Below are 12522 nucleotides of genomic sequence, written 5' to 3' on the forward strand. Positions count from 1 at the left end.
CTGGACGGATGGCCAGAACCGTCTCCACCACCACCGCCGTCGACCGCGACGGCATGCTCGACTTCGTGCGACCGCGGCACCGGATGCTCGTCGCCACCACCCGCGCGGACGGCCGGCCGCAGATGTCGCCGGTGTCCGGCGGCGTCGACGCCGAGGGCCGCCTGGTGGTCTCGACCTACCCCGGCCGGGCGAAGACGCGCAATGCCGAGCGCCGCTCCGCGACGTCGGTCCTCGTGCTCTCCGACGACTGGAACGACGCGTGGATCCAGGTCGACGGCGAAGCCGAGGTGCTGCACATGCCGGAGGCGGAGGACGCGCTCGTCGACTACTACCGCAGCATCTCGGGCGAGCACCCGGACTGGGACGAGTACCGCGCGGCGATGCGGCTGCAGGACAAGTCGCTGCTGCGCATCACGCCGACGCGCTGGAGCCCGATCGCGACCGGCGGCTTCCCGGCCGACGTCGCGGCGCGGCTCGACGCCCCTCGCCGCGACGACCGGGCGTGACCGGCCCTCGCCTCACCCGGGCCGGCCGGGCCTGGCGCGACGCGGTCGCCGGCCCGCGGCTGCTCCTCGCGCTGAAGACCGCCGTGGCGGTGGGCATCGCCTGGGCCGTCGCGCCGCACGTGCCGGGAGTCGCGGAGCAGTACCCGTACTACGCACCGCTCGGCGCCCTGGTCAGCATGTACCCGACGCTGATGGGCTCGGCGAAGACCGGGCTGCAGACGCTGCTCGGCCTCGCGGCGGGGATCGGGCTGGCCGTGCTCGTGGTGGTGACGGTCGGGCCGACCTGGTGGACCATCCCGCTGATCGTCGGCATCGGCGTCGTGCTCTCAGGCACCGGCTGGTTCGGCGCCGGTCGCGAGTACGTGCCGATGGCGGCGCTCTTCGTCCTGATCATCGGAGGAGCGCGCGCGGAGGACTACTCGCTCGGCTATCTCGTGCAGATGGCGGTCGGGGTCGTCGTCGGGCTGCTGGTCAACGTCGTCGTCGTCCCGGGGCTCACCTCCGAGGCCGCGACCGCGCGGGTCGACGAGTTCGAGCGCCAGCTCTCGACCCACCTGCACGACATGGGCACCGCCCTGGAGGAGACCTGGCCGCCCGAGCACGAGGCCTGGTCGACCAACGGCGAGCAGCTGGCGGCGACCGCGGCCGAGGTGCGCCGAGCGCTGGTCGACGGCGACGAGAGCCGGAAGGGCAATCCGCGCGCGCTGCTGCACCGGCACAGCTCGCAGACCGACCACCTCCGGCTGGCGACCCTCGACGGGACGCTCTTCCACGTCCGCGACATGACAGCCGCGCTGGCGGACACCATCTGGGACCGCCCGGGCGCGCTGCCGTTCGACGCGGAGCTGGCCGCGCCGCTGAGCGCCGCCTGCCACGCGGTCGGCGACGCGGTCGTGACGGGCGACTCCCCGGAGGACCGCTCCCTCGAGCCTGCGGAGAGCGCCGTCGAGGAGCTCGTGCGCGCGGTCGACGCGCGTGCCGCGGCGACCGGGACGAGCATGGGCCCGGGCGTCCTGGTCGCGATCCACCTCCGCCGCATCCTCGTGGAGCTGCGCAGGGACGACCCCGTGCGAGCTCGAGGATCGCGTGCGGAAGGATGAGGGGATGACTCCGGAGCTCCTCGACAGGTTCGCGCACTGGTTCGACGAGGGGGCGCCGGTCGCGCCGTCGCTGAGCTGGGCGCTGTTCGACCGCGACGGGCTGATCGCTCAGCACGGTCGCGGGGAGCACCGCCTCGACGGCGCGGTGCCCGCACCCGGCACCGTGCACCGCATCGCCTCGATGTCGAAGAGCTTCGAGGCGGCGGCGGTGCTGATCCTCCGCGACCGCGGACTGCTCGACCTCGACGACCGGGTGAGCGCGCACGTGCCGGAGTTCGCGGACCCGATCGACGCCGCAGGCCGGGAACTGCCGGTGACGATTCGGATGCTGCTCAGCAACTGCTCGGGGCTGCCCGAGGACAACGGCTGGGCCGACCACGTGATGGCGATGCCGCGCGCCGAGTTCCTCGAGCTGATCGCGCGCGGGCTGACCTTCACGGAGCGGCCCGGCGAGGTCTACCAGTACTCGAACATCGGCTTCTGGCTGCTCGGGGTGATCGTCGAGAACGTCTCCGGCGAGGACTTCGTCGCCTTCGCGACCCGGACCGTCCTGGAGCCGCTCGGTCTCGCGAGCACGCGCTACGACGTGGGCGCCTACCCCGCGGGCGCCGATCTCGCGCGGGGCTTCAGCAGCTTCGACGAGGGCGCGACCTGGACCGCCCGCCCGTCCACCGGCACCGGCGTGGGCGCCTGCGCGGCGAGCATGTACAGCACGGTCGGCGACATCGCGCGCTGGAGCGGGTGGCTGTCGGCGGCGTTCACGGGCGACGACGCCGCGGAGAACGGCGACGAGGCGGTGCTCAGCCGCGCCTCGCGCCGCGAGATGCAGCGCGGCTGGACGCCGGTGCCCGCCCTCAGTCCCCGCGTCGGCGAGAGCACCCTCGACGGCTCCGCCTACGGCCTCGGCCTCGTGATCGAGCAGGACGTCCGCTTCGGCGCGATCGCCCACCACTCCGGCGGGCTGCCCGGCTGGTCCTCCAACATGCGCTGGCACCTGGAGTCGGGTCTGGGAGTCGTGGTCTTCGCGACCACCAACGGCGCGAAGCTCGCCGCCGCGGCCACGGGCCTGCTCCGCGCAGCGCTCGAGGACACGGACCCGCCGGCCCGGACCATCGCGCTGCACCCGTCGACGCTGGCGGCAGCGGAGGCGATCGAGGCCGCGATCGCCGGTCCCGGCGACCTTCTGCGGGCGGAGGAGCTCTCCGGCGGCGTCCTGTTCAGCCCCAACCTCCTCAGCGACGTGCCGGCCGAGGTGCGCGCCCGCCGCCTCGCCGCCGTGCTGGCGGAGGTCGGCGGACTCAGGGAGCGGCCGACCGTGCTCCCCCTGCGCGAGCGGCTGGTCTGGAGCGCCTCCGCGGCCCAGGTCGCCTTCTCCCTGCCCGGCCGGGACGGCGAACTCGAGGTCCGACTCGAGATGACGCCGACGATCCCCGCGCTGCTGCAGCGCCTCGACATCGTGAAGCGGGAGGCGCTCGAGTCGCCCCCGGTGGTGCGCTCGTACCGCCCGACCCTGGACTGAGCGCACATCGGAACAGGGCAGGCTGGTCGGATGACTGCGCGCACTCCCGACGACCACCGCCTCGACCGGGTCCGCGTCCGCGGCGCCCGCGAGAACAACCTCCGCGACGTGGACGTCGACATCCCGCGCGACGCCCTGGTCGCCTTCACCGGCGTCTCCGGCTCGGGCAAGAGCTCGCTCGCGTTCGGCACGCTCTACGCGGAGGCGCAGCGCCGCTACTTCGAGTCGGTGGCGCCGTACGCGCGGCGGCTGATCGACCAGGTCGGGGTGCCGGACGTCGACGCGATCGACGGACTCCCGCCGGCCGTCGCGCTGCCGCAGCGCCGCTCCGGCGGCTCGGCGAGGTCGACGCTGGGCAGCGCGACCACACTCTCGTCCGTGGTGCGGATGGTCTTCTCCCGGGTCGGCACCTACCCCGAGGGCGCGCCGATGCTCCTCGCGGAGGACTTCTCCGCGAACACCGTCCAGGGGGCCTGCCCCGCCTGCCACGGGATCGGCCGCGTCTACGACGTGCCCGAGGAGCTGATGGTGCCGGACGGCTCGCTCTCGATCCGCGACGGCGCGCTCGCGGCCTGGCCGACCGCCTGGCACGGCAAGCAGCTGCGCGACAGCCTGATCTCGCTCGGCTACGACATCGACGTGCCATGGGCGACGCTGCCGGCGGAGGAGCGCGAGTGGATCCTGTACACGCAGGAGTCGCCGCAGGTGCCGGTCTGGACGGATCGCGGGCCGGCCGAGGTGCGGGCGGCCGTGGCGGCAGGGGCCGAGCCGCGGTACATGAGCACGTTCCTCGGGGTGAAGCGCTACGTGATGGACACCTTCGCCGGCTCCAAGAGCGCCCGGATGCGCGAGCGCGCGGCGACCTTCCTGGTCAGCGTCGCCTGCCCGGACTGCCACGGCAAGCGGGTCAAGCCGGAGGCCCTGGCGGTGAGCTTCGAGGGGCTGGACATCACCGAGCTGTCGGCGCTGCCGCTGGAGGAGCTCGCGGCACTGCTGACCCGCGTGCTCGAGCCGGAATGGGTGCCGGTGGGCGGAGCGCCCCTTGCTCCGGAGACGCGGCTCGCCGCCCAGCGCCTGGTCTCGGATCTGCTCGGCCGGATGGCGCCGATCGTCGACCTCGGCCTCGGCTACCTGTCGCTGGACCGCTCGACGCCGACGCTGTCCTCGGGCGAGCTGCAGCGGATGCGCCTCGCGACGCAGGTGCTCTCGCGCCTGTTCGGCGTGGTCTTCGTCCTGGACGAGCCGTCGACCGGGCTGCACCCGGCCGACACCGAGGCGCTGCTCGGCATCCTGCGCGCGCTGAAGGACAGCGGCAACACGGTCTTCTTCGTCGAGCACTCGCTCGACGTGATCCGCGAGGCCGACTGGATCGTCGACATCGGCCCGGCGGCCGGCTCGGGCGGCGGCACCGTCGTCTACTCGGGCGAGCTCGACGGGCTGCGCGAGGTGGACCACTCGATCACCCGGCGCTACCTCTTCCCCGAGACCGCGGAGCCGACGCCGCCGCTGCCCGAGCGGCGGACGCCCGACGCGCGGGTCCGGCTGGTCGACGTGGCGCGGAACAACCTGCGCGGGCTCGACGTCGCGTTCCCGCTCGGGGCGCTGACCGCGGTGACGGGAGTCTCCGGATCGGGCAAGTCGACGCTGGTCAATCAGGCGCTGCCGGAGCTGCTGCGCGCGAGCCTGCAGGCCGATCTGGCGGGGGAGAGCCCGGAGCCGGACGAGTCGTCCTCCGACGACCCGCTGCTCGACGCCGACTCCGGCGTCACGACCGGCAGCGCGACCGGACCTGCCGAGCGGCTGCGCCGGGTGGTGCAGGTCGGCCAGACGCCGATCGGTCGCACCTCGCGCTCCAACGTCGCCACCTATACCGGCCTGTTCGACCGCGTCCGCGCGCTCTTCGCGGCGACTCCCGAGGCGAAGTGCCGTCGCTACGGGGCCGGCCGCTTCTCCTTCAACATGCCCAGCGGCCGCTGCCCGGTCTGCAAGGGCGAGGGGACGATGGAGGTCGAGCTGCTCTTCCTGCCGACGGTGCAGGCGCCGTGCACGGCGTGCGGCGGCACGCGCTACAACGCCGAGACGCTCGAGGTGACCTGGGGCGGACGGTCGATCGCCGAGGTGCTCGCGCTGAGCGTGGCGGAGGCCCGCGAGGTCTTCGCCGAGGAGACGGAGATCGGCCGGCACCTCGACGCGCTGCTCGACGTGGGTCTCGGCTACGTGGCGCTGGGGCAGCCGGCACCGGAGCTCTCCGGCGGTGAGGCGCAGCGGGTGAAGCTGGCCTCGGAGCTGCGGCGGGCGCAGCGCGGCGACACGCTCTACCTGCTCGACGAGCCGACGTCGGGTCTGCACCCGGCCGACGCGGACCGGCTGCTCGGCCACCTGCAGCACCTCGTCGACGCGGGCAACACGGTGATCGTCGTCGAGCACGACATGCGGATCGTCGCCGACGCGGACTGGGTGATCGACCTCGGCCCGGGGGCGGGCGACGCGGGCGGCTCGATCGTCGCCACGGGCACGCCCGAGCAGGTCGCGCGGGCGGAGGGCAGCCGGACGGCGCCGTACCTGCTGGCCGCGCTGGAGCGGCGCTCGTAGGGCTTGCCCGGCGCTGAGGGGAGTACCCGGCGACCGGCGGAGGGGCTAGCGTGTGCCGCATGCCCGCCCCCGCTCGCCGTGTCGTCCCGGCGCTCCTCGCCACCGCCCTCGTCGCCGGGGCTCTCGCGCTCCCGGCTCCCGCCCTCGCCGACACGGCCGTGAAGGCCGGGACGAGCGGCGGCACCAGCTCCGGCGACCCGTACTTCCCCGGCCTCGGCAGCTCGGGCTTCGACGCCCTGAGCTACAGCCTCTTCCTCACCTACGACCCCGCTCCGCGGGCGCTCACCGGCCGGGCCGTCGTGACCCTCGCGCCGACGCAGGAGCTGAGCTCGTTCTCCTTCGATCTGCGCGGGCTGACGGTCTCGAAGGTCTCGGTGAACACGCGCGGCGCCGCCTTCAGCCAGGTCGGCGACGAGCTGACGATCACGCCGTCCCGCTCGTTGAAGAAGGGCGCGCCGACCCTGGTCGACATCCGCTACGCCGGCACGACCGGCAACCCGGTCGACGGCACCGGCGCCCCCTACGGCTGGTGGTCGACGGACGACGGCGCCCTGGTCGCGAGCGAGCCCGACGGAGCGTCGACCTGGTACCCGGTCAACGACTCGCCGGCCGACAAGGCCCGCTACTCCTTCACCCTCACCGTGCCGGAGGGGCGCACCGCCGTCGCGAACGGCGTCCCGGTGGGCTCGCCCGTCACCCGCAACGGCTGGACCACCTCCAGCTGGGTCGAGACGAGCCCGATGGCCAGCTACCTGGCGATGGTGAACATCGGCGACTACGACCTCGTGCGCTCGCGCGCGGGCGGAGTGGTCAGCATCGACGCCGTCGACCGCGACATCACCGGCGACGCGCGCGCGAGCACCAACGCCGCGCTCGCGCGCCAGGGCGACATCATCGACTACTTCACGCGGGTCTTCGGCCCGTACCCGTTCCGCTCGGGCGGAGCCGTGGTCGACGACGACGAGATCGGCTACGCCCTCGAGACGCAGGGACGGTCGTTCTACTCGGGCGGCGCCGACACCTCGACCGTCGCGCACGAGATCTCGCACCAGTGGTTCGGCGACAGCGTCACCCCGCGGGTGTGGGCGGACATCTGGCTGAACGAGGGCTTCGCCACCTACGCCGAGTGGCTGTGGGCGGAGCACGACGGCGGCCCGACCGTCGCGGAGTCCGCCGCCGAGGTCGCGGCGATCCCCGCCGACGATCCCTTCTGGGCGACGGAGGTCGCCGATCCGGGAGCGCTCGGCCTCTTCGACAGCCCGATCTACGCGCGCGGCGGACTCACGCTGGTCGAGCTGCGCTCCACGATCGGCGAGGCGGCCTTCGGCACGCTGCTGCAGCGCTGGGCGGCCGAGAACCGCTACGGGAACGTGACCACGGCCGACCTGCAGGACCTCGCCGAGTCCGTCTCGGGCCAGGACCTGACCGCCTTCTTCGACACCTGGCTCCGCACGCCGTCGAAGCCCGCGGGGCTGTAGCGGGCTGGCGCCGCCTCGCGGAGCGGTGGATCTCGATACGCCCTCTGCGAGGGCCCCTCGATCAGCATGATGGAGCGCGGCGGCACGCCTGCAGGAGGAAGCGCGGCGGCGCGCGTGCATGCTGGTCGAGTAGCGCGCAGCGCGTATCGAGACCCGCGTCCGTCAGAACGGGGGCGGTGCGTCCTCGAAGCGGGGGCCCGGCGGCGCCCCGGCCAGGGCCGGCGGACGGACGACGACGAGGCGGCCGGTCGGCGTGGTCCAGACGATGCTGCCGTCCGGGCGGCGGACGTAGGTCCACCGGTCGCCGTGGCGGACGTGGTGGTGCGACGTGCAGGGGCAGACGAGGTTCTCGAGGGACGTCTCTCCGCCGTTGCGCCACTCGAGAGTGTGGTCGGCCTCCGCCCGGGAGGCGGTGCGGGTGCAGCGGGCGTGGTCCCGGCGATGTCGCCGTCACGCAGCAGATCGGTGAAGACGTCCGCCTTCAGCTGCGCCAGCGTGCGCTCGTCGCCACCGTCCCGGAGAATGCGGGCGATGCGGTCGACGCGATCAGCGATGCCCATCGCGTCCGGCGCCGGCAGCAGCGCGCACAAGGTCGCCATCCCGTCGACCTCGGAGGCGACCCAGACGGCACGGTCCTGGCGAGCGCGGACGTGCCGCCGGGTGAGCGGCTCCTCGTGCAGCTCCTCGCGCAAGCGGGCGACGATCCTCCTCAGCTGCGTCGGCGTCACCTCCGGGGCGACCTCCGCCGCGCGCTCGTCGAACGCGGCGCGGGAGGTCGTGGGCAGGGTCGCGGCGGTCGCGCCGATGATCTCGCCCGACTCCCACAGCAGGCGGCCCTCGGCCAGCAGAGCACGCGTGCGCGGCAGATCCTCGACCAGCAGGAGCGCGTGATCCAGCACCTTCGACGCCTCCCGCTCGGACACTCGCAGCCTGACCGCGAACTCCGCCCGGATCGACCGCTCGGCGAGGTCGCTCGCCTCGCTCCTCGACAGGCGGCTGCCGCGCGCGAACTCCTGCGGGACCGTCAGTGCCGTGCGGTAGGCGAGGTGCATCGCCTCCGCACGTGCGAGGAGGAACTTCGCCGACGTGCGGCCGAGGTCGGCGGCGACGTCCAGCACCGCCCCGACGGCGGCGACAACCCCGGGCCGACCCTCCGTCGCTTCTGCTCCGTTGTACTCATCCATACGCGTATTGAATCAGGGACCACCGACACTGCACCGAGCGCGGGACCGGACCATCGGACAGCCTCGAGGAATCCGGTCTGTGGAGGAGCGATAGTCGCGCCCGACCCGGCGACGCACGATCGGTGCGCTCTGTCAGGACGACCCGGCGCCACCGCCGGTTCGCCCGCGCAGAGTGACGATCGGCGCCACCTCCGTCCAGCCGAGGCTCGTGTAGAGCGCGCGCCCGCCGACGCTCGCCATCAGGAGTCCCGTGGTCGCGCCGTTCTCCGCCGACCAGGCGCTGAGGCCGGTCATCACCAGGCCGCCGAGGCCGCGGCGGCGGAACCGCGGAGTCGTCTCGATCCGATCGAAGACGGCGTCACCGCCGCTCAGCGCCGCCTGCCCGCGCGCCGCGATCTCGCCCTCCACCTCGATGCGGGCGTGCGCGACACGACCGTTCTCTTCGATCCGCACCTGCGGCGGCCTCGCGGCCGTCCGGAGCCGGGTGGTCATCATCCGCTCGTCGCTGGTCACGGCGTCGAGGCCGGCCACCGCGTCGCGACCGCGCTCGTCGAGGTCGCCGACGATCGTCAGCCAGACGTCGGGCGTGGTGACGGCGGCGGCCAGTCGGTGCAGCTCGGGCAGCGACGGCTCGGCGACCACGTACTCGCGGGAGCGGGTCTCCGCCGCGACCTCGACGAGCCGGCCGTCCCCGTCGCTTCGCGCGAGCATCCCGCGCGATGCGCACCACCCCGCCACCCAGCGGTCCACCAGCTCTCGCGACGCGTTCATCACGGCACCGTACCCGGACAACCCGGCCCGGTCGCTCCTGCCGATCACGGCACGAGGTGCTGGGTGATCGATCCGCTCGCGCCGTTCAGCCGGACGTCCGCGAGCGCGCCGTTCACCAGCGGCAGCTGCGGCGGCTGATGTCCCGTGTCGAAGTCCAGGACCACGGGGAGATTCAGATCACCGAGCGCCCGACGCACCGCCTCGTCCTGGCTGAGCTCGGGAACGGCACCGCCGCCGGTCCGGCCGATGAGGACGCCGTTCGCGTCCTCGAACCAGCCCGCGAGGCGCAGCGAGGTGAGCATCCGGAGGACGGTGACGGCGTCGGACTCGGCCGCCTCCAGGTGGACGATCGTCCCCTCCGGTGCGTGCCGGCGCGCGAATCCGGGGACGTCGCCGTACGGCGTGCCCGCCAGCAGCGAGACCGTCTCGAGGCAGCCGCCGATCAGACGGCCGCGGATCGCGACGTCCGCACTCCCGTCGAGGGAGCGCCAGCGGGTGGGCGTCTCGTAGGCGCGATCGCGGTCGAGCGGCTCGTCCGCCCACGCTCCCCAGGGCCGGCCCCGGCGGCGCGGCGCGGCGCGCTGGGTGAAGGAGCTCCCGGGCGCGAGGGCCGCGACGTCCGTCCACCGCTCGAACTCGAGGGGGAGCTCCCAGGGCTCGTCCATCAGGTTCGCGCCGTTCAGCGTCGCCAGCCCGGTGATCGTCGTCAGCGGTAGGAGCAAGGTGGAGACGTCCGACCAGCCCACGAACCACGCACGAGCGTCGGCCAGAGCCTGCCAGTCGACCGCGTCGAGCAGCTCGATCGCCAGCTCACCGCCCCACGGCGGCAGGACCGCGTCGCCCGTCCGGAAGGCGTCGTGCAGATCGGCGACCCGCTCCGCGGCGGACGCCGGCACGAGTCCGGGCGTGAGGGCGTGCGGACGGACCCGGACGTCGAAGCCGCGGGCCGAGAGGCTTCCGACAGCCGCATCGAGCCGCTCGTGCAGGTGCTCCGGCACGCCCATCGACGGCGCGGGGACTTCGACGCGCGCTCCCGGGCGCAGCGGAGCGGGGTAGGTGATGCTCGCCATCAGGCGACGGTAGCAATCCCGTCCGGCGAGGATTCGCGACGAGAGCGCTCGGCGCAGGACGACCCCGGCAGAAAGCGCGGGCGGAGCCTCCTCGGGGCCGACGCCGTCCCGTGGGTGGATCTCGATACGCCCTCTTCGAGGGCTACTCGATCAGCATGAGGGGGCGCTGCCGTGAGAGGGAGGCATGCTCCTGTGCGTGGGGGTCGAGTAGCGCGCAGCGCGTGTCGAGACCCGGTCGCCGGGTGACGGTGGATCTCGATACGCCCTCTGCGAGGGCTACTCGATCAGCATGATGCGCGAGAGCGACACCTGTGTCTCTGCATGCTGGTCGAGCAACCCCGCAGGGGCCTGTCAAGAGCCCAGCTGCCCCGAGGACGGCGGTCTGATCCGCGCCCGTGTCACTTCTCCGGGGTCACGACGAGGCCGACGCCGCCGCCGCGGCGGACGGGCTCGGCGGCCGCGGTCATCAGGCCGGAGGGGTCGACCTCGATGGCGGCCACTGCGCCGATCTGCGCGGCCGAGGTGAAGGTGTCGCCCGAGGGCGTCAGCTGCTGCCCGAAGGGCGCGAGATCGTCGGCGTACGCCTCGATGAACCCGGGCTCGGCGGAGGTCGACGCGGTGTTGCGCTGGGAGGCCCGCGGCGCGGCCACCGCCTCCGGCAGGGTCATGCCGAGGTCGATGCGGTTGACCAGCGTCTGCAGCACCGTCGTGATGATCGTCGCTCCGCCCGGCGAGCCGACGACGAACTTCACCGCGCCGTCCTCGAGCACGATCGTCGGCGACATCGAGGAGCGGGGGCGCTTGCCCGGCTCGATGGAGTTCGGGTCGCCCTCGACGGGGGTCGCGGAGAAGTCGGTCAGCTCGTTGTTGAGCAGGAAGCCGCGGCCGGGGACGGTCATCGCCGAGCCGCCCGTCTGCTCGATCGTCAGCGTGTAGGACGCCGCGTTGCCCCACTTGTCGACGACGGAGAGGTGGGTGGTCGAGACGTTCTCGGTGTCGGGCTGCTCCGCGGTGAGGGCGGTCGCGCAGCCGACGCCGTCGAGCGCTCCCGGGGCGACCGGCCGGGTGGAGGCCGTCGCCGGGTCGATGGTGCAGTCGCGGGAGTCCGCGAACTCCTGGCTGAGCAGCGTCTCGGTCGGCACGTCGACGTAGGCCGGGTCGCCGACGTAGGCGCCGCGGTCGGCGAAGGCGCGGGCCGAGGCCTCGAGGTAGAGGTGCAGGGCGCTGCCGGTGTCCTCGGCGGAGAGGTCGTGATTCTCGAGGATGTTCAGCGCCTCGCCGATCGCGATCCCGCCCGAGGAGGAGGGCGCCATGCCGTAGACGTCGAGCCCGCGGTAGGAGACGTGGGTGGGCGCCTGCTCGGCCACCGAGTAGCCGGCGAGGTCGTCCTCGGTCATCGAGCCGGCCGGGGCGGGGAGGGTCGAGCCCTCGGCGAGACGCGGGTTCTGGACCGTGTCGGCGATCTCGGCCGCGAGCGGTCCGTCGTAGAACGCGCTCGGCCCGCGGGCGGCGATCCGTGCGAGGGTCTTCGCGAGATCCGGATTGCGGAAGGTGCTGCCGACCGCCGGGGCGTCGCCGCCGGGGAGGAACAGCTCAGCGGTGTCGGGGAACTGCTGGAAGCGCTCGAGGTTGTCGAGCGTCTGGCTGCGGAAGGTCTCGTCGACCGGGAAGCCGTGGGCCGCGAGCACGATCGACGGGGCCAGCACGACGGGGAGCGGGAGGGTGCCGAAGCGGTCGACCGCGGCGTCCCAGGTCGCGACGGTGCCGGGGACGCCGACCGCGACTCCGGACGAGACGAGCTGGGGGGTGAACGGGTACGGCGCGCCCGTCGCCGGGTCGAGGAAGGCGTCCGGAGTGATGCCGGCCGGCGCTGTCTCGCGGCCGTCGATGGTGCTCACGTCGCCGGTCTCCGCGTCGAAGTAGACGAAGTAGCCGCCGCCGCCGATGCCGGCGCTGTAGGGCTCGGTCACGCCGAGGGCGGACGCCGTGGCGACCGCGGCGTCGGCCGCGTTGCCGCCGCGCTTCAGCACCTCGAGACCCACTCGGCTGGCGAGCGCGTCGACGGAGGAGACCGCACCGCCGTAGCCGACCGACGTCGACGGCGAGACGACCGGACCGCCGAGGGCGTCGCGGAGCTCCTGCGCGGACGGAAGACCGCCGCTCGGGACGCCGGGGAACGGCCAGTCGAGCGCGGCGGCGGGTGCGGCACCCGCCACTCCGAGGGAGGCGACGGCGACCAGCGCGAGCGCCGCCCGTCGGAGACTGCGAATCGTGGCCATGAGGTTCCTCCATCGGAACTCGG

9 protein-coding genes are annotated in these 12522 nt (G+C 73.6%); 5 read left to right on the forward strand and 4 right to left on the reverse strand.

The genetic code is table 11. The features are described from left to right. Positions 1–8 precede the first annotated feature (8 nt). From GTU73_RS10495 to GTU73_RS10515, 5 genes are read left to right on the forward strand one after another with little or no spacing between them, the layout of a single operon-like run. Complete coding sequence (locus tag GTU73_RS10495; protein ID WP_160089237.1) at positions 9–506, forward strand: PPOX class F420-dependent oxidoreductase; 498 nt, start codon at positions 9–11, stop codon at positions 504–506. Beyond that, the gene (locus GTU73_RS10500; protein ID WP_160089239.1) at positions 503–1606 is read left to right on the forward strand and encodes an aromatic acid exporter family protein; all 1104 of its coding nucleotides are present in this window, start codon (positions 503–505) and stop codon (positions 1604–1606) included. Before GTU73_RS10495 ends, GTU73_RS10500 begins: the two co-directional genes overlap by 4 nt. Positions 1607–1610: 4 nt before the next feature. Further along, the gene (locus GTU73_RS10505) at positions 1611–3125 is read left to right on the forward strand and encodes a serine hydrolase domain-containing protein (protein WP_160089241.1); all 1515 of its coding nucleotides are present in this window, start codon (positions 1611–1613) and stop codon (positions 3123–3125) included. A 30-nt stretch (positions 3126–3155) separates the two neighbouring features. Then, positions 3156–5717, forward strand: coding sequence for an excinuclease ABC subunit UvrA (locus tag GTU73_RS10510; RefSeq protein ID WP_160089243.1), 2562 nt, complete (start codon positions 3156–3158; stop codon positions 5715–5717). A gap of 59 nt (positions 5718–5776) precedes the next feature. Next, the gene (locus tag GTU73_RS10515) at positions 5777–7195 is read left to right on the forward strand and encodes a M1 family metallopeptidase (RefSeq protein ID WP_160089245.1); all 1419 of its coding nucleotides are present in this window, start codon (positions 5777–5779) and stop codon (positions 7193–7195) included. Here GTU73_RS10515 and GTU73_RS10520 read toward each other — a convergent pair. The 4 genes from GTU73_RS10520 to ggt all read right to left on the reverse strand — a co-directional run bounded on the left by GTU73_RS10520 (position 7078) and on the right by ggt (position 12499). Beyond that, positions 7078–8379 carry a DUF222 domain-containing protein gene (locus tag GTU73_RS10520; RefSeq protein ID WP_160089247.1) on the reverse strand — a complete coding sequence of 434 codons (1302 nt, stop codon included), beginning with the start codon at positions 8377–8379 and terminating at the stop codon, positions 7078–7080. The genes GTU73_RS10515 and GTU73_RS10520 overlap by 118 nt on opposite strands. A 132-nt stretch (positions 8380–8511) precedes the next feature. Then, positions 8512–9150 (reverse strand): GNAT family N-acetyltransferase, encoded by a 639-nt coding sequence (locus GTU73_RS10525; RefSeq protein ID WP_160089249.1) that lies wholly within the window; start codon positions 9148–9150, stop codon positions 8512–8514. A gap of 44 nt (positions 9151–9194) precedes the next feature. Next, positions 9195–10220: a S66 peptidase family protein gene (locus GTU73_RS10530; protein WP_160089251.1), complete on the reverse strand. Its 1026-nt coding sequence runs from the start codon at positions 10218–10220 to the stop codon at positions 9195–9197. Between the two features lie 398 nt (positions 10221–10618). Beyond that, positions 10619–12499 (reverse strand): gamma-glutamyltransferase, encoded by a 1881-nt coding sequence (ggt, locus tag GTU73_RS10535; RefSeq protein ID WP_160089253.1) that lies wholly within the window; start codon positions 12497–12499, stop codon positions 10619–10621. Positions 12500–12522 lie beyond the last annotated feature (23 nt).

Source organism: Rathayibacter sp. VKM Ac-2804 (genome assembly GCF_009866655.1).
GTDB lineage: Bacteria > Actinomycetota > Actinomycetes > Actinomycetales > Microbacteriaceae > Rathayibacter.